The 17228-nt window shown below is 32.1% G+C and carries 15 protein-coding genes; 8 read left to right on the top strand and 7 right to left on the bottom strand.

Annotation, left to right across the window (positions count from 1 at the left end):
* Positions 1-189: 189 nt before the first annotated feature.
* From AAGD20_RS03570 to AAGD20_RS03580, 3 genes are read right to left on the bottom strand one after another with little or no spacing between them, the layout of a single operon-like run.
* Positions 190-981: a hypothetical protein gene (locus tag AAGD20_RS03570; protein ID WP_341748507.1), complete on the bottom strand. Its 792-nt coding sequence runs from the start codon at positions 979-981 to the stop codon at positions 190-192.
* Positions 982-985: 4 nt separating this feature from the next.
* The gene (locus AAGD20_RS03575) at positions 986-1921 is read right to left on the bottom strand and encodes an Rpn family recombination-promoting nuclease/putative transposase (protein WP_341748508.1); all 936 of its coding nucleotides are present in this window, start codon (positions 1919-1921) and stop codon (positions 986-988) included.
* A gap of 23 nt (positions 1922-1944) precedes the next feature.
* Positions 1945-2238 carry a hypothetical protein gene (locus tag AAGD20_RS03580; protein ID WP_341748509.1) on the bottom strand — a complete coding sequence of 98 codons (294 nt, stop codon included), beginning with the start codon at positions 2236-2238 and terminating at the stop codon, positions 1945-1947.
* A gap of 203 nt (positions 2239-2441) precedes the next feature.
* Between AAGD20_RS03580 and AAGD20_RS03585 the strand changes: the two genes are divergently transcribed.
* From AAGD20_RS03585 to AAGD20_RS03595, 3 genes are all read left to right on the top strand, one after another.
* A complete protein-coding gene (locus AAGD20_RS03585) occupies positions 2442-2945 on the top strand; it encodes a helix-turn-helix domain-containing protein (protein ID WP_341748510.1) in 504 nt (167 codons plus the stop codon).
* A gap of 65 nt (positions 2946-3010) precedes the next feature.
* A complete protein-coding gene (locus AAGD20_RS03590) occupies positions 3011-3499 on the top strand; it encodes an IS630 family transposase (protein WP_341749442.1) in 489 nt (162 codons plus the stop codon).
* 42 nt (positions 3500-3541) lie between these two features.
* Positions 3542-4072 (top strand): hypothetical protein, encoded by a 531-nt coding sequence (locus AAGD20_RS03595; protein ID WP_341748511.1) that lies wholly within the window; start codon positions 3542-3544, stop codon positions 4070-4072.
* Between the two features lie 420 nt (positions 4073-4492).
* On the opposite strand, the gene AAGD20_RS03600 is transcribed toward AAGD20_RS03595, so the two are convergent.
* Positions 4493-5764, bottom strand: a complete 1272-nt coding sequence (locus AAGD20_RS03600) for a hypothetical protein (protein WP_341748512.1) — start codon at positions 5762-5764, stop codon at positions 4493-4495.
* Between the two features lie 232 nt (positions 5765-5996).
* Here AAGD20_RS03600 and AAGD20_RS03605 point away from each other — a divergent pair, with 232 nt between their 5' ends.
* From AAGD20_RS03605 to AAGD20_RS03615, 3 genes are all read left to right on the top strand, one after another.
* The gene (locus AAGD20_RS03605) at positions 5997-7358 is read left to right on the top strand and encodes a TolC family protein (protein ID WP_094649390.1); all 1362 of its coding nucleotides are present in this window, start codon (positions 5997-5999) and stop codon (positions 7356-7358) included.
* Between the two features lie 2 nt (positions 7359-7360).
* Positions 7361-7825, top strand: a complete 465-nt coding sequence (locus AAGD20_RS03610; protein ID WP_094649391.1) for a DUF2497 domain-containing protein — start codon at positions 7361-7363, stop codon at positions 7823-7825.
* Positions 7826-8052: 227 nt separating this feature from the next.
* Positions 8053-9522, top strand: coding sequence for an ankyrin repeat domain-containing protein (locus tag AAGD20_RS03615; protein WP_341748513.1), 1470 nt, complete (start codon positions 8053-8055; stop codon positions 9520-9522).
* A gap of 65 nt (positions 9523-9587) precedes the next feature.
* Here AAGD20_RS03615 and sucD read toward each other — a convergent pair whose 3' ends face one another.
* The 3 genes from sucD to sucC all read right to left on the bottom strand — a co-directional run bounded on the left by sucD (position 9588) and on the right by sucC (position 12851).
* Positions 9588-10466 (bottom strand): succinate--CoA ligase subunit alpha, encoded by an 879-nt coding sequence (gene sucD / locus AAGD20_RS03620; protein WP_341748514.1) that lies wholly within the window; start codon positions 10464-10466, stop codon positions 9588-9590.
* 177 nt (positions 10467-10643) lie between these two features.
* Positions 10644-11549, bottom strand: coding sequence for an Rpn family recombination-promoting nuclease/putative transposase (locus AAGD20_RS03625; RefSeq protein ID WP_341748515.1), 906 nt, complete (start codon positions 11547-11549; stop codon positions 10644-10646).
* Between the two features lie 141 nt (positions 11550-11690).
* Positions 11691-12851: an ADP-forming succinate--CoA ligase subunit beta gene (sucC, locus tag AAGD20_RS03630; RefSeq protein ID WP_094649396.1), complete on the bottom strand. Its 1161-nt coding sequence runs from the start codon at positions 12849-12851 to the stop codon at positions 11691-11693.
* 320 nt (positions 12852-13171) lie between these two features.
* Here sucC and glf point away from each other — a divergent pair, with 320 nt between their 5' ends.
* Positions 13172-14362 (top strand): UDP-galactopyranose mutase, encoded by a 1191-nt coding sequence (gene glf / locus AAGD20_RS03635; RefSeq protein ID WP_341748516.1) that lies wholly within the window; start codon positions 13172-13174, stop codon positions 14360-14362.
* Positions 14363-14372: 10 nt separating this feature from the next.
* Positions 14373-17072, top strand: a complete 2700-nt coding sequence (locus tag AAGD20_RS03640) for a glycosyltransferase (RefSeq protein ID WP_341748517.1) — start codon at positions 14373-14375, stop codon at positions 17070-17072.
* Positions 17073-17228: the final 156 nt, after the last annotated feature.

The following is a 17228-nucleotide window of genomic DNA, read 5'->3' on the forward strand; positions in this document are numbered from 1 at the left end:
TATCATACATACTCGAATAAAAAAACTTAAGGTGTTCGTTGTCTGCTACGCAGCTAACGACCTTTCGGGTATATATGCTATTAGTGGCTCTTTTATGATTAGGTTATTGCGAAGTTGCAGCCTTAAAATGAGTTGTCACCTACTTCATGACTTTAATGATTGGTTGGTTACATTAATTTATGTTATTTTTCATTGTTCTTTATCATAAGCGATTTTATATAATTGTTGCATACGTTTAACAGCTTGCTCATGTCCCGTATGGTCTTTAGTCTTTAATTTTACCACAAACTCGGGGTCAGAATCAAGTTTATCTATCTCTGACAATGCCGCCTCTCGGTTGTTAATGCCAGGTAGCTCTTTACCAGTTACTAACGAGTCAGATTTTAAAGTTTCACCGACTCGTACTAATAAATCTACTAAAGCTGGTGCGTAATGCGAATCTTCAATTAATCCAGCCAATTCCTTAGTACCAAACTTAGATAAGGCTGCCTGCATCACTGTCATTTTATTATCAAAGGCATTACCATAAGTATTTTTCAGCCAATCAATGTGAGAGTGACGTGTTTGCTCAATAGCATTTTGTTGCTGTTTCTGCAAATCCTGCGAAAAACCATACAGTGAATTAAGCAGTTTCTCACCTTGTCTTTTAGATAATCCGCTTTGGTAAAACATATCCTCATAACGGGTTAAATACTCTTCATCTTCCTTGGAGCGTTTATCAGTATATTTCTTATCTTCAGGCAATCCAAGCCGACAATAGAATTTATGCCATTCTTCATCAGAGCTGTCATCTTTTGGCACAGCGACTCGCTGATTTAAGCTCTTCTCTGCTTCCAAATAGCTCTGAGCTAAAGATGAGATATCCTTGAATTTACTAAGTGACTCAGACTTACGCATTTCCTCAGGCATGTTAGCTAACCAGTCATTACCAGAGGAAGTGGGGCTAGTTTCATAGTTATTGGCAATTAGTTCTTTACTCATCTGCTTATTCTTCTTTCAATGTTTCCATTTCTTCTTTTAACTTCTCTATTTCTTCAAGGGTTAGCCCGGTAAATTCAATGATTTCATCTATTGGCTTTCTTTTAGCCAACATTTTTTTTGCCATGACTATAGCGTTTTCTTTAATACCTTCAGCTTTTCCTTCAGCTTTACCTCTAGCTTCAGCATCTTCAATTTTTTGCTGCTCTACCGCTAAATTATCAAGACGGGCTTTAGTTATTTCCTCATAAGTATTAAGTTCTGCTTCTGACCAGCTAGCTTGGTCTACAGCCTCAAAGGCTCTCCTAATAATTTTATCCTTACCTATTAAATGCTCTATATCTGTTAAGGTTAATGTACTATCCCCTGCATGCTTAAAAAAGTACATCCACTTCTCTTCAATAGTTTCCAGCTCATTAATAGTTTTATTAAATTTCTCGAGTTCTAAAAAAACAAAATGAAAATCTTTTAAATCATTGGCATAGCTCTCTGTATCTAAAAGACAATGTTTTGATTTCCAATGTTTTTTATCGTCAAACATCACAAAATCTGCTATTGCTAAAAATATTACTCCTTTTAATTTAGCGTATACTGCCAACTTTTTATGGTTTTCATCTTCTTTGAGTATTTGCTTAGAATATGCTTTAGCAGCATAATATTGAGCTCTTTTCTCAAATCCTTTATGTTCACTTACCTGCATCTCTACTATGAATTGATTACCATGTTGATCTTTGCATAACACATCAACTATAGACTTTCTGTAAATAGCAATATCAGGGTCTTGGATAGTTGGTAAAAATACCACATTAGTTATTTTGTCACTACCTTCAAATTTTAGGACATCATTTAAAAAATGAACAAGTATATCTTTATTCTTTTCAGTACCAAATATTTGGCGAAAACAAAAATCATTTTTAGGGTCAAGAAATTTTGATAAAAACATATAATATAACCTCTTAATTATTACTAAATGTTGCCTTTATTTATCTGGTTCATTTTAGCACCATCAATATTATTAACTCCATCATCTTCTGAAGCTTGTGAGCATATATATAGGAACAATGCTCGATGTCCTTCAAGAAAGGCAGTGTACTCACTTTCCTGCCGAACGAAATTGCTACGATATATGCCGCTCATTTGAGCTAAATCCTCTAATATTATTTTACCATCTTCTCCACTAAAAAGCTTGCAATAAATTGATTTTAATTGCTCTTTTTTTAATAAAGGTGATGGGGATGAGGAGTTAATTGATAGTTTCATTTGATCATTGCCCTTGTATCTGTTGCTGTTGTAACTGTTGCATTTGCATCATCTTACGTTGTTGCCTGATTTGTAATACTTCTTGCTCGTTCTTGAGGATTGAGTTTGGGGAGCCTCGTAGCTCAAAAAATAGTTTAATACCAATTGAAATAGTTAAGGAGGTATATTATAATATGGGAATATAAACTTGAGCAGGTAGTAAAATGGCAAGAACATTAATATTACCAAAAGGTTTTCATGAGCATGATTTCATATGCCTAATGAAAAACGAGTCGCACGGAAGAAATCGCATACGCTTATTAGCAATGCATCACCTGCAATCAGGCAAGTCATTGAAAACTGTATCGATAATAGTTGGATCGCACTGGAAAACAGTACAATCTTGGCTTAGAAGATTTAGAAACTCTAGCTTTGATGGATTATTTGAATCGCATAGGAGTGGTGCGTTTAGAAAATTCAATAGCTTACAAGAATCTTTTTTGTCTGATAAAATAAATATGTTGAGTGAAAGTAAGACAGGTGGTTATATAACAGGAAAGGAATTACATAATATGTTATTTGAAACATATGGTATTAAATGTAGTTTAAAAACAGTTTATAACACTATACATCGACTTGGTTTTAGCTGGATTACTTCTCGTTCAGTACACCCAAAATCTAATCAAGCAACTCAAAATACATATAAAAAAACTTCGCCAATATGCTAAAAGTATTATTACCAAAAGATATTGATTGGAGTAAGGTTGACATTTGGTCACAGGATGAAACTTGAATTGGGCAGCAAGGTAGTTTAAGTCGCATATGGGCTAAACGTGGGAGCAGACCTAGGAAAGTAAGGCAACAACAATTTATCTCAACATACATCTATGGAGCTGCTTGCCATGATACGGGCGAATCTTTTGCGTTAATTTTACCATATACCAATACTGATTCAATGAATAAGTTCTTAGATGAATTTTCTTTGACTATTGATTCTGGTAGGCATGTTGCATTATTAACAGATAATGCCGGGTGGCATGCAGCGAAAAAATTAATTATTCCAAGTAACATTACCTTGGTACCGCTTCCGCCATACGCACCGGAATTAAATGCGATGGAACAAATTTGGCAGTGGAACAAAAATCACTTCCTATCTAATCAATGTTACGGTGTATACGAAGATATCGTTGCTAATGCTTGCTATGCCTGGAATCAACTTAGTAAAAATGTAACTTTAGTAAAATCAATTATGTATAGAGAGTGGATTAATATACCGCGTTAATTATTTCAATTGGTATTACATGATAACTGTTCCAATTTAGCAATGAGAGCAATATTGATTAAAGCATTTAAAGCTGCAGGACAAGAGGCAAATATTTTTATAGGAGATAATACTACAAAATGTAGCAACGAAACGTTAGAAGATTTAACAGAGAAAATCGAGGCTATGAAAAGTGCTGGCTACGATAAAACGGATCGTATGATGTGTGATTACAATGAAGCTCAGCTTGCTTTAGACATAAAACGACAACAAGAAGTATTGGAAAGAGAAGGAGTATCTGTACCTATACAAGTCACAAAAGAAAAAGGTTATAAGAAATATTCTAATTGGACTCTTCAGAACAAAGCGGGTGAAGTATTAGATAATTTTACCCCTCAAGACATGAAAGGAGAACAAGCTTATTTTTTCGAACATCCATGGTTGTGGCACAATAATAGTCATAAAGTCCCTGCAGTAACATGTACTCTTAAAGCTCTAGCAGATATGGGACATTTTGATACTAAGGTTGACCATGAATGTATAGTAGAAACGATGGGGAGTCTATTATTTCCACTAGAAGTGGTAGTTTATTAGCAGAGTCTATTGTCATTCCCACGTAAGCGGGAATCTAGACCCCGCAACTGTTGAAAGTTAGAAGGTAAAGCGGGTTTTAGATAGGTTTTCTGTCATTGCGAGACCACGCAAGTAGGTCGTGGCAATCCATCTTTGGTTGCTTTTGTGGATTGCTTAGTCGACCTACGGTCTTTCTCGCTAATAGACGTTGACCACATACGACTTTTAAACTATCCGGTCTAAAACCGCTTCCTCTTCTAACTTTCAACAGTTGTGATCTAGACCCCGCACCGAAGCAGGGGTGACATTTGTCTTCTTTTTATGGATTGCCACGCCACCTACGGTGGCTCGCAATGACGCCAATTATTTTTTTGCAACTTTTAAACTGCCATGATTACCTCTAAAACCTGCATCCTCTTCTAATTTTAACAATTGTGCCTATTACCTTTCCCGTCCTGTGCTTTGGGCTTTGTTATTGCTATTTCCAAGAGCTATTTTCATAGCATTACCAATTTGCACTAGTGTGGATAGCGGTTTTAAAGTAGTTTTTAATGATGTCATATCTTGTAAAAAATGTGCAGGAAGGATATTTTTTGTTTTATCTTTAACTAAATTTACAAAAGTTGAAACGATTTTTTCTCTGTTTGGTGTTAATTTGACTGCTTCTTGTATTTGAGATGTGATAGTAAATATATTTTTTGTTGCTTTATAACAACAATCTAATTTTTCAATGATGCTTTTATTAGGATTTAATGTAGCGAGGAGGTTTTCTTTTATATCGGATAATTCTGGTTCGATTGAATTTTTTAGAGCTTTCTCTTTATTTGGCGTATATCCAAGGATTTTACCCACGCCGTCAGATATGGCACTAATAACCCCAATTATACTACCTTTACTATAGGGAATTTCTTCAGACAAGTCAATAAGTTTTTTAAAAGAATCTTTTTCTTTTGGATCTTGTGCAACCGATTTTTTAACTTTGTTCAAAGAGTCACTATCCAACCCTAATGCCGCTACAGCTACAGGTGAAGCTCCAGTTATCTCTGATATTTCAGCAATTTGTTTTGCTTTGCAGCATTTTTCTTTAAGATCTGGATGCTGTTCTATTTTTACTAATTTTTCTTCAACTGTTCCTAGTTTTGCCTTCCAATTATCTACTGTCTTTGTTAGATTTTCCGTACTGAGAAAAGATTTTACCGAATCTAACAAGCCACTTCCTTTGAGTACCAAACCAACTATCGGCATTTGTATAGATATTAAAGCAATTAATAAATTTCCACAAAAATCGATAATCTTTTCTGACGCTCCAGGATACGAGGCATTTAGTTTATTTTGAAACTGTAAAATGCTTTCAAGAATGTTTATTATGTATTCAATAAAAGTACTTTCAAAAAACCACATTTCCTCTTTTGTTTGTTCTTGTTCGTCAAGATATTTATCTAAATCATCTAAGGAGTTGCCGACTGTTTTTTTAAAAGCTTCAGCTATTTCTCGGGTTTGTTGTTGAGCATGTTGTTGATCATTCGAATCTGAATCTACAAATATGTCATATATATAACCAGCTCTTTTCTTTATGTTTTTTAAGTTACTAGAAAACATTTTGAATGTATTCGTAGAATCAAACTTTAATTGCTGTACAGTAGAAGCAATTGAAGGGTTTGATAAGATACTAGGTAAAGCACTTTTTGCAAGGAAAGAATATAAGTTAGGCATAATAAATTTAATTTAAATTTTTTAATTGATAATCTACCATCTTGTTTAAAGATAATACAAATAAAAACTATAGTTTAACACTGTTATGTTGCTCTTAAGGTTAGTTTTTGATATGTTACATATTAGCTATAATATGTTAGCTTTTGCAATAGGTCAATTTTTAGCTCAATGATAGCTTTAACTTGTTGCAGAATCTACCAATTTTTTAACATAAACATATTTAGAATCAACTATGTATAAATTTACACGTTTTGTTACGCATTTTTCCATTATCATTTTGTTCAATTGTTCAGTTTTGGCTGTCGACTTACCTAGCGCTTTATCTAGTGCGTATGATAATAATGGCGATTTAAAAATCCTTAGACAGAATTTTTTAGCTGAGGTTGAGCAATTCTCTGCAGCTTTTTCAGGTTTTATGCCTAGCATATCTTATAATATTGATTATAATGTTAGTGGTAGTAAACCGGATAGTCAATATGCTCATTCTTCTAAAAAAGAGGTAAGATCAAAACAAGGAGCTTTTATTTTAGAGCAGCCTATATTTAATGGTGGTAGTAGTGTTGCAACTTTGAAATCTGCCCAGTCAGCTTTCAGGGCATCGCGTGCTAAATATTATGAGGGAGAGCAGAAGGTTCTTTTAAGCTTAATAAAAAATTATCTCGAATGTTATGAAGCAAAAGAAAAATATGAGATTTCTGAAATTAGTGTAAAAACTAACAAACATCAATTAGCAACCATTCAAGAAAAACTAAAATTAGGTGAAGCAACATCAATAGATTTCGCTAGTGCCAAGGCATCTCTTGCAGCATCTGAGACTAATAGATTAAACCTATATGCTAATTATCAAGCAACAAAAGCAAACTTCATTCGTCTGTTTGGTATAGAAGCTGATGATATTGCTATGCCTTCTATGCCGGACAATTTGCCTAATTCATTAGAGGGTTTAATACAGAGAGCGGTAAATGTTAATCCTAGCATAGATAGTACAAGACATAGTGTTAGAAGTCATAAAGCTGCCGAGATAGCAGCAAAGACTGAACTTTTGCCTAAGGTAAGTTTTAAAGTTCAATCTGGTAAAACTTACTATATTCCAGAAAAGCCAATGGATCGCCTCAATAATAGAAGCACCACATCAACCTTATCAGTTAATATACCTATTTATTCTAAGGGTACTGAATATTCAAAAATTAGGAAAGCTAAAAATAGTACTAGGAGTGCTGTTATTCAACTTGATGATACAATAAAACAAATACGGGCAAGTGCTATTGGTAGTTGGGAAGGATTTGAAGCAGCAAAATCTAGAATTATTGCCGCATCGCAAGGGGTAGAAGCTGCCCAAATAGCTTATGATGGGACAATGCAGGAAGAAGTTGTTGGCTCTAAAACAGTCTTAGAAGTTTTTACTGCTGAAGAAAAATTATATAATGCTAAGATAGCAAAAGTTGATGCACATAAAGACTCTATCTTAATGGCTTACCAAATTAAATCTTTATTGGGAGAATTGACGGCAAAAAGCTTGAATTTGAAAGTTAAATATTTTACTCCTGAAGATGAGTTTAAGGGACTTAAGAAAAAGCTTATTATAGGTTTTTAATTATGAGTAAAGATCATAAGAAAAATCAAGATATGTCAATTGAGGAAATATTGAAATCAATTAAAGGGATGATTGATAATCGTAGTGGCAGCCAATCTAATGATGACGATATATTAGAATTGACTAATATAGTAGGTGAGGGGGAAGTCTTGCATGAGAAAACCTGGGTTAAAGAAGATGGACTAGAGGATAATCCCCAGAGCCAATTAACAGAAGAATTATTGCAGGAATCGTTGATATCCGATAAATCGGCAGCAGAAACTACTAAGATTTTTCAACATTTCTCGAAAGCAGCTCAAGAGATTAACGCAAATGCAAACTCTAAGGTTAAAACGTTAGAGGAGCTAGTTGTTGAGATGATAAGACCGCAACTGAGACAATGGTTAGATAAAAATTTGCCTTTATTAGTAAAGCAGTTAGTAGAAAAAGAGATTCAAAAGTTATTGCCAAATGATCAAGCTAAATGAGAGATAGCAAAAATAACTTAGTGCAGGAAGTAAATTATGTTACAATAGACCTCTTGCATAACCTAATCTAATTGGCACGTACATCTTAGTACGTTGCGGTACTCGACTTCGTTTTTCCTAAAAATTCCTCAATTATCTTTAGGTTATGCAAGAGGTCTAATTACAGTGATGTCATAAGGTTAGTTGAGTTAGCTATACTAATAATATAAAATAATGTGAGAATTCTAATGTACTTTAATAGAACTCTTGAAAATGAGAGTAGGAGTTTTGTCATTCTAAAATTATTAGCTAGATTAAGTTGTAAAAAATTTCTGGTAATATTTCTAATAACTATTTTTTTGTTTACAGATAAGGTTTATTCTGCCCCACCACCTCTTCCTCCAGCATTACCACAATTAGAAAATGATAAAGTCAATAAACATCAAGAAGATTCAGGAGAAACAGATTCTTTGCTGAAAAAAATACAGCAGTTTACGCACTCCGAGAAAGATGCTCAAATACCAGAATCAGTAAAACCAATACCCACACCACAAGATAGCAGTAAGGAAGAGGGCGAAACAGATTCTTTCATTGATTTAGGAGATAATAAATTACCAATTCTAGAAAATACTCTAGATGATAAAAAAATAAATAACCTAAAAGAATCAGAACAATTAGATAAAATTCCATCTCAGAAAATTGAGCCAGAAGAGTCCAATAAAAACAATAATAATATTAATAACCATTCTACCCTACCACCAGCTGAAAATCATAATACAGAAAGTCAAGATACTGTGCCGCCTATAACTATGCCTGATAAAGAGAAAAATTCAGTAGAGTTGCAGCAAGTAGGTAGTGAAGATAAAAAGGAAGTGGTTACGCCTAATTTAGATATATTACCTTCTTCACAAGAAAAAAAGCCGACTGAGGCTCAAGCAACTCCCCATATCATACCAGCAATATTACCTAAGGAAAGTACTGAACCTAAAGTGACTGAACCTACCATTGTACCTGTTATTCCTAAAGGCTCTCCAGTTTCTGTAATACCGCAAGCTCAAACACCTGTACCAGTATTCGTAAAAGATAATAAGCCATCAGAGCAATCTAGTAAGGTTGTTAAAGAGAGAACAGTAAATAACAAACAGCCTGATAAATCTACTCCAATTGCTAAAAGTTTAACTAGTAGTATTAAAGAAATATCACCGGAAATGGCTCTGTTCATAGAAGATGAAAAACAAATGTTATTTTTGCCAGATGATGATATAGTATTGGGAGAACTTACAGAAGAGGCAAGATTAAATCAAATGGCGATGTATGCATTTATTCAAATGTTTAAGAGAATTTATGATAGTGAGCATAGAGAGAATCAAAGAAAGATAATAAATAGGTTTATTGATAATTATAATAGTGATGTGCATGTTGCTAGTAGTATAGTAAATGATGCAACAGATAGAGCTTTTGAAGCAGTTAGAAAAAATAATTTATTTGCTCTTAGGGTTCTTTTGGATAATTACTCAATCATTCAAAAAAGGGGGAATGATAATTACACTCTTTTACATGAAGCTGCAGAAATTGGCAATTATTATATGGCAAAATTTTTGATTATGCGTGGGATAAACATTAAGGCTACTGATTATCATTATAGAACAGCATTAGGAATTTCTGATGAACAAAATAATAATGTTAGCTGTTTGATAAGGAAGGCAACAGCAAATTAGTTTCGAAAGAAGGAATCATAAAAACTATTACTTTCCCTATCATGTCTTTTTGTGTTTTTTAAAATTTAGATTTTTCCTAATAGTTCGAACATAGTTTTACCGATATCAGCTGGCGATCTAGTGATAGTGACCCCTGCACTCTGTAGTACCTCCAATTTATGTTCAGCTGACCCTTGTCCATTAGAAATAATCGCACCAGCATGCCCCATCCTTTTTCCTTCAGGAGCAGTAATACCAGCAATAAAACTAACTATTGGTTTTTTAATCTTTGAACTTTTTATTAATTCAGCAGCTTTTTCTTCAGCATCTCCACCTATTTCACCAATCATAATAATCGATTCTGTTTCATCATCTTTTAAAAACATTTCAATACAATCAACAAAATCAGTACCATTAACTGGATCCCCACCAATACCAATACAGGTGGATTGACCAAGACCAATAGCTGTAGTCTGTGCTACTGCTTCGTAAGTTAAAGTACCTGACCGAGATATAATTCCAACTCTTCCTCTCTTGTGAATATAACCAGGCATTATACCAATTTTACACTCATCAGGAGTAATAATACCTGGACAATTAGGCCCAATTAATCTAGTTTTTGATCCTACTAATGCCCTTTTGACCTTTATCATATCAAGTACTGGTATACCCTCTGTAATACACACTACTAATTTAATACCTGCATCTATAGCTTCCAAAATTGAATCAGCCGCAAATAGTGGTGGAACATAAACAACGCTGGCAGTAGCCTCAGTTTTTTCAACTGCTTCATGTACTGTATTATATACAGGTAGATCTAAATGAGTATTACCACCTTTTCCAGGTGTCACTCCTCCTACCATCTTAGTGCCATAATTGATGGCTTGTTCAGAATGAAAAGTCCCTTGGGAACCAGTAAAACCCTGGCAAATTACTTTTGTGTTTTTATCAACTAATATTGACATATATACCTTTTCCGTATTTTTTAAGATAATGATTAAAATAGACCTCTTTTGAGACTAAAAAGCTGTAATAAAGTACCCTTTTAATTTTATAAAACATCTTGGGTTATAACAGAACCCAATCTTAATTAGTTCCTAGAAATTAAAAAATTATTTTGTTACAATGATTAATTTAATAATTTACTGTAGTTTCAGTAATTCATTGATTTTAGTAATAGATAGTCCAGTAATTCTCGCTACTTCTTCAATAGAGTTACCATTGTTTATCATCATTTTTATTAATTTAGCTTCACCTTTAGCTTTACCTCTAGCTTCTCCCCTAGCTTCTCCGATTTTAATACCATCCTGTATTCCGATTCTAATACCATCCTGTAGCCCTATCTCTATCCCTTCTTCTTTCCATACTTGAGCTATACTAGGCATAAGTTCTTCTCCTTTTTCTTTAGTTAAACTATTTTTTAATATTTTTTCTAACTCTATTTTATCATTTTGCTCAATAAAGATCAAAGTATACTGTAATAGATTTCTTATATGGTCATAGCCTATTGTTATTTTACTCAATTTAGGCAAGAGATGAGAAATTTCCTGCCATCTTTTCAGTAATTGACGTTCGTGGATGTGTTTGAGGAAAAATAACAAAATCCCAGACCATACTTTTTTCTTTAGCTCCTCATCGGGGATATCATGTACGTTAATAAGCTGACAATCATTTGTCCAAAAGCCTCTGGCTAAATCTGGATGGCTAAATAAATTCCATATATTAAGAGGTGCATTATATTTCTTCTTGCCATTATAAATTATTAGGGGATAAATTACTGGAAGGCGTTTAGCTTTAGGATTAGTAGTTAAATATCGATCACAAATATTAATCATATATTTAAATAACCTAAACGCCATCATTTTATCAACAGTACTTTGATGCTCCAATAGCAAAAAAATATAGCCATCCTGATCATTAAACTTAACAGAAAATAATACATCAGAAATAGTTTCAGAAAGGTCTGGCTCAATAAAACTATCTTTTTCTAATTTTAAAGATGTGCTATCGATTAAAGCCAACACATCTTTAGGCAAATGAGTTGCCAAAACTCTTTAGCAACTATGGGATTCTCCATAGATTTGCGAAAGATTTCGTCATGTTTTGGCTTGTCTGAGGTCATAATTTCCCAGGATGTTTTGGCACTAAAGTTAAAAAATTATTTCGTAATAATGCCTAAGTTCATACAATTACTTTACCGCAGCGACAATTTTAACAGCAGCATCACCTAAATCATTTGCAGCGATTATTTTTAAACCAGAATTTGCTAAAATATTTTTACCTAATTCAAAATTGGTGCCGGCTAAACGTACAACTAGTGGAACTTTAATACCAATCTCTTTTACTGCAGCAATAATCCCTTCAGCAATTATATCGCAACGCATTATACCACCAAAAATATTAACTAAAACTCCCTGTACATGCAGGTCTGATAAAATTATTTTCAGAGCCTCCGTTACTTTTTCACGATCAGCTCCACCACCAACGTCTAAAAAATTTGCTGGTTCAGCCCCATAAAGCTTAATAATATCCATTGTTGCCATAGCTAACCCAGCACCATTTACCATACAACCAATAGTACCATCCATCTTGACATAACTAAGACCAAGGCTATTTGCTTGCATTTCAAGAGCATTTTCTTCATCATTATCTCGCATATTTAAAATATCAGGATGTTTAAATAATGCATTATCATCAAAGTTAATTTTAGCATCAAGTGCCAATAAACTACCATCAGGTTTGGTTATTAATGGATTAATTTCAATTTGGTTAGCATCAGTTGCTATAAAAGCCTGATAGGTTGATTCAACAATTTTCATCATTTGTTTAGCTTGTTCATTTTTAAAGCCAAGCTTGTATGCTATTTGACGACAATGAAATGGTTGTATACCCGTTGCCGGATCAACTGATATTTTGATAATTTTCTGTGGGGTATTATGAGCAACCTCTTCAATATCTACACCACCTTCAGTAGAAGCTATAAAAGTTACTTTACTATTACTACGATCAAAAACAGCACTAAAATAATATTCTTTTAGAATATCACAGCCAGATTCAATATATAAACGACGAACCTTTTGCCCAGCAGATGATGTTTGATGAGTTACTAGGTCAATTCCAAACATCGCGTGAGCTGCCTTCTTTGCCTCTTCTTTGCTTTTTACAACTTTTACACCCCCAGCTTTTCCCCTACCGCCTGCGTGAATTTGGGCTTTAACCACATATATTTCTGCTTCTAAATCATCAATTAGTCTATCGATATCTTCTTTTTGCGATATCACAACTCCCTTAGAAGTAGGTATACCATATTGTCTCAAAATCATCTTTGCTTGGTATTCATGAATATTCATTTTGATAATTTTTTAAATAATTTAATCCTATATTCTTATACAATAAATGTTACCCATCTGTAAAGCATCATTTAGTTTTGTCATTATCCCACATCCGCTAATCTAGGAGACTACAGTCAATTGATTATTAATAATTCTACTTCTTCTATTTCTTAGTTGCACCTTATGGTATTTATCATAGTCAGTCAATAATATTGACACACCTGCCAGTACAAAATATAATATACTTTAATATTGTGAGATGTATCCAATTCGCACTTGACATATTATCAAAATAAATCATTATGTTGTAATTTTTAAAATTTATTTAACCCGAATTTATGATTATATACGATTATATAATAGTTGGTAGTGGTTTTGCTGGCTCTATTCTTGCAGAAAGAATAGCCTCGCAACTTAACCAAAGGGTGTTGGTCATAGAGAAAAGACCCCATATCGCTGGTAATATGTATGATTATAAAGATGTTAATAATATATTGGTTCATAAATATGGTCCCCATCTATTTCGCACCAATGAAGATAAAGTAAAAAATTATTTAAGTAATTTTACTCATTGGTATCCATACCAACATAAAGTTTTAGCTAAAATAAACGATCAATTAGTGCCAGTACCATTTAATCTAACCTCTTTAGAACTTCTATTACCAGTTGAAAAAGCCCTATTATATAAAGATAAGTTAATTGTAAACTTTGGTATGGAGACTAAAGTATCCGTTTCTAAGCTAAGAAATTTTGATGATGGTGATATAAGAGCGTTAGGGGACTTTATATTTGAAACATTATATTTGAACTATACAGTAAAACAATGGGGCGATAAACCGGAAAACTTGGATTTTGAGACCATAACGGCTAGAGTTCCTGTACATATTTCCTATGATGATAGGTATTTTCAACAAAAATTTCAAGCTTTACCAGTCGAAGGTTATACGGCAATGTTTGAGAAAATGTTAATTCATGATAATATTGATATTCTACTAAATACCGATTCTAAAGATTTATTGAAAATAGACCTTAATAATAAAGCCATCCTTTTTAAAGGGCAAAAATATGAAGGTAATATAATATATACTGGTCCTATAGATGAATTGTTTAATTATCATTTAGGGGAGTTGCCGTACAGATCATTAAAATTCACAACTGAAACACATGATGAAGCTTTATTACAACGGGTAACTACTGTAAATTACCCCAATACCGAATTATATACTAGGATTACTGAGTATAATCATACTATGAGGGTACCTAATAACAAGAAGACAGTACTGATGTATGAATACCCACAAGAATATGATAGAACTAACCCTGAGAAGGATATACCTTATTATCCAATACCCAAAGATTGTAATAGTGAATTGTTTAATAAATACAAAGAAATAGCTAAAAATTTTTCTAATCTAAGGCTGATCGGAAGACTAGCTGAGTATCGATATTATGATATGGATGATATAATATTAAGGGCTTTAAAGGAGTTTGAAGATATAGAATCATTAACTAAAATAACAGCTTTATAATTATTTGAGAATGACCCTCCCCATAGACCTAAAACAAAAAATTATTACGTTACCAACTAATAAACTTAATGGTTTATATGTAAAACATAATAAAGAAGATGATAATATCACAATCATTAACTCATCAAATGAACTAAGATATATAACTATAGATAGGCAGTTTGTCCTATTTAAGGGGAAACAATTTATTAGTTTGCTTAATAAAGGAACTTTGGTTAAGGGTGAAATATCCTTTACAGTTGCTAGAAAATTGACGTTTTTAAATTCAGAATTAGAAGTCCCTTTATCTAATCTAGAATGTTTTAAAATTGTGCTTACCTTAAAAGCTAACACAGAAGTTAAAATAAAACAATTTACTTATTACATAACTAAAAAAAGTAAATTTGACAATCCTGTTTCTACAGCTGATACATTGATAATTTCTCCTGGATATCCTAGTTCTGCAAACCTGTATAATTTTGGTTTTGTTCATACTTCTATTAAAGCTTTTACCAATCATAATATTAAGCCAGAGGTTTTTTGTCATGATGATAATAATAGTTTTGTAAATGAATTTGATGGTGTAAAAGTTTATTATAATAGTTTAAGTTTTTTAAAAAATATAATAACTAATTCTAATTTTAAGAGAGTTATAATTCATTTTATTAATGAGAAATTACAAGATATTATTGATAGTGTAATTTTTTATCATGGTATAAAAATTTATTGTTACATTCATGGTGCGGAAGCACTTTACAGATATCAAGAATCATTTTGTGTGGCGTATGATGGGACATATAATCCCTATATTACGACTTGGCAAATGAGAATAAAAGATTTAATGTATAAAAAATATGCAAATAATAAAAATATAAAATGGATATTTGCAAGCAATTGGTTAAAGGCAGAATCTGAGAAATATATAAATACCAATTTCAATAATTTTGCCATAATTCCAAATGGTATAGATACTGATATATTTAAATATGTTAAAAAATCTTCAGATGATAGGTTAAACATATTTACTTTAAGAAAATTCGATAATTACAATAACTATGCTTTAGATCTAGTAATAGAGACCATCAATATTCTTCAGAATAAAGAATTTTTTAATCAACTAAACTTTTTTATTTATGGAGATGGTTTATTATTTAAAGATTTCTCAGAAAAAATACGATGGTCTAATGTGCATTTTATTCAAGGATTTCATACTCATGCTCAAATTAGCGAGCTTCATAAAAATTGTGGTATAATATTCCATCCAACAAGACTTGATAGTATGGGGGTTAGTTCTTTAGAAGGAGTAAGTTCTGGTTTAGCGTTAGTTAGTTCTAATGTTTGTGGCGTTCCAGAATTTATCAATCCTTCTTATGGTACTTTAAGTAATGATATAGAAAATCCGCAGTCTTATGCCAATATTATTGAGGATTTATTTTACAATCCAGATAGATTTTTAGAGTTAAGCGAGAAAATGTCTTATGATGTTGCTTCTAAATTTTCACGTAAAATGATTTTGGAAAAAGAATTGCAATTATTTCAAAATGAACAAGAATTTTATATTAAACCTATAGAACATGAGCAAATAAAATTATTATGTATATGTGTTCCTGTTTACAATATTGAGCGTTATTTACCAAGATGCTTAAATTCTATTTTATCTTGTGAGAATAAGCATTTACTAGAAATATTAGTTATAAATGATGGCTCAACTGATAACACTCAATCAATTGCTGAAGAGTACCAAAATAAATTCCCAACTATTGTAACACTTATAAATCAAAGCAATAAGGGGCATGGTGGAGCAGTAAATACTGGTATTAAACATACTAAGTCAAAATATTTTAAAATAGTGGATGGAGATGATTGGGTAGATACTCAAGGGCTAGATAATTTCCTAAAATATTTAAATATGTTCGATGTTGATTTAATCTTACATGAATTATCGTATGACATGTTAGCTAATAGTACTATAAGAAGTGAGGATTGTTATACCCATCTTCCGTCTAAACAAATCTTAATTCTTGACCAAATAAAATTTGATTATTGGGGACCAATTTTATCAACTTCAACTTATAAAACTGATATTCTTAAGAAATCTAATATTATACTAACTGAAAAATGTTTTTATGTAGATATGGAATATAATGCGAAAGCTATACAATATGTTAAACAGGTTCTGTATTTAGATATACCACTTTATAAATATTATATAGGCAGACCTACCCAATCCATTGCGGCAACAGGATTTAAAATCCATGATCATGAAAAGATAATTCTCAATATTCTAAATTATTTGCAAACTAATGATACCACCTTATACAATAAGCGATTAATAATGAATAAAATGTTATTTCATATGCTAAAAGGTCATAGAGATCGTATTTTGCAAGTCAGTCCTCTTAGCAAGGCTAATTTAGAATTTTTTAAAAAAGTTAAAGATATTAATAATATAATTAATTGGGATATTAATTCTCATGATATCAGTAGGGAATTAGATAATTACTTATCAAAAATGAGACTCGTTACAATAATAGATATTAAATTTGATAAATGTTTTAGTTATATCAAATTATTTATAAAAAACTTATTAATAACACCTTATACTCTAGGGTTTTTTACTTATAAAATACTAAACACTTATGATATCTATTATTTTAATAAGTATGCAAAAATATTAGCGAATATACTTATGCTACCAAAAAAAATAGCCAGTATAATATTAAAAAGATAATGAAGAAGGAATGAGTTGAGCCTGATTAATTTCTTGAATTTACCATTGAATAATCTAGTATAAAAGATATATAGTCAATTAACTTGAATTGGCAACGTTATAAATCGATTAGTATTTAGCCTTAACGTCATAGCTCAAAGCCACTTTAGTCACAAC

It is taken from the genome of Candidatus Tisiphia endosymbiont of Sialis lutaria (genome assembly GCF_964026535.1).
Classification (GTDB): Bacteria; Pseudomonadota; Alphaproteobacteria; order Rickettsiales; family Rickettsiaceae; genus Tisiphia.

What these genes read in the sequence shown, in the direction of transcription:
- AAGD20_RS03610 (WP_094649391.1), top strand. Translation starts at nt 7,361, where the DNA reads ATGAGTAAAGATCATAAGAAAAATCAAGATATGTCAATTGAGGAAATA.
- glf (WP_341748516.1), top strand. Translation starts at nt 13,172, where the DNA reads ATGATTATATACGATTATATAATAGTTGGTAGTGGTTTTGCTGGCTCT.
- AAGD20_RS03600 (WP_341748512.1), bottom strand. Translation starts at nt 5,764, where the DNA reads ATGCCTAACTTATATTCTTTCCTTGCAAAAAGTGCTTTACCTAGTATC.
- sucC (WP_094649396.1), bottom strand. Translation starts at nt 12,851, where the DNA reads ATGAATATTCATGAATACCAAGCAAAGATGATTTTGAGACAATATGGT.
- AAGD20_RS03615 (WP_341748513.1), top strand. Translation starts at nt 8,053, where the DNA reads ATGTACTTTAATAGAACTCTTGAAAATGAGAGTAGGAGTTTTGTCATT.
- sucD (WP_341748514.1), bottom strand. Translation starts at nt 10,466, where the DNA reads ATGTCAATATTAGTTGATAAAAACACAAAAGTAATTTGCCAGGGTTTT.
- AAGD20_RS03570 (WP_341748507.1), bottom strand. Translation starts at nt 981, where the DNA reads ATGAGTAAAGAACTAATTGCCAATAACTATGAAACTAGCCCCACTTCC.
- AAGD20_RS03585 (WP_341748510.1), top strand. Translation starts at nt 2,442, where the DNA reads ATGGCAAGAACATTAATATTACCAAAAGGTTTTCATGAGCATGATTTC.
- AAGD20_RS03580 (WP_341748509.1), bottom strand. Translation starts at nt 2,238, where the DNA reads ATGAAACTATCAATTAACTCCTCATCCCCATCACCTTTATTAAAAAAA.
- AAGD20_RS03640 (WP_341748517.1), top strand. Translation starts at nt 14,373, where the DNA reads ATGACCCTCCCCATAGACCTAAAACAAAAAATTATTACGTTACCAACT.
- AAGD20_RS03605 (WP_094649390.1), top strand. Translation starts at nt 5,997, where the DNA reads ATGTATAAATTTACACGTTTTGTTACGCATTTTTCCATTATCATTTTG.
- AAGD20_RS03595 (WP_341748511.1), top strand. Translation starts at nt 3,542, where the DNA reads ATGAGAGCAATATTGATTAAAGCATTTAAAGCTGCAGGACAAGAGGCA.
- AAGD20_RS03575 (WP_341748508.1), bottom strand. Translation starts at nt 1,921, where the DNA reads ATGTTTTTATCAAAATTTCTTGACCCTAAAAATGATTTTTGTTTTCGC.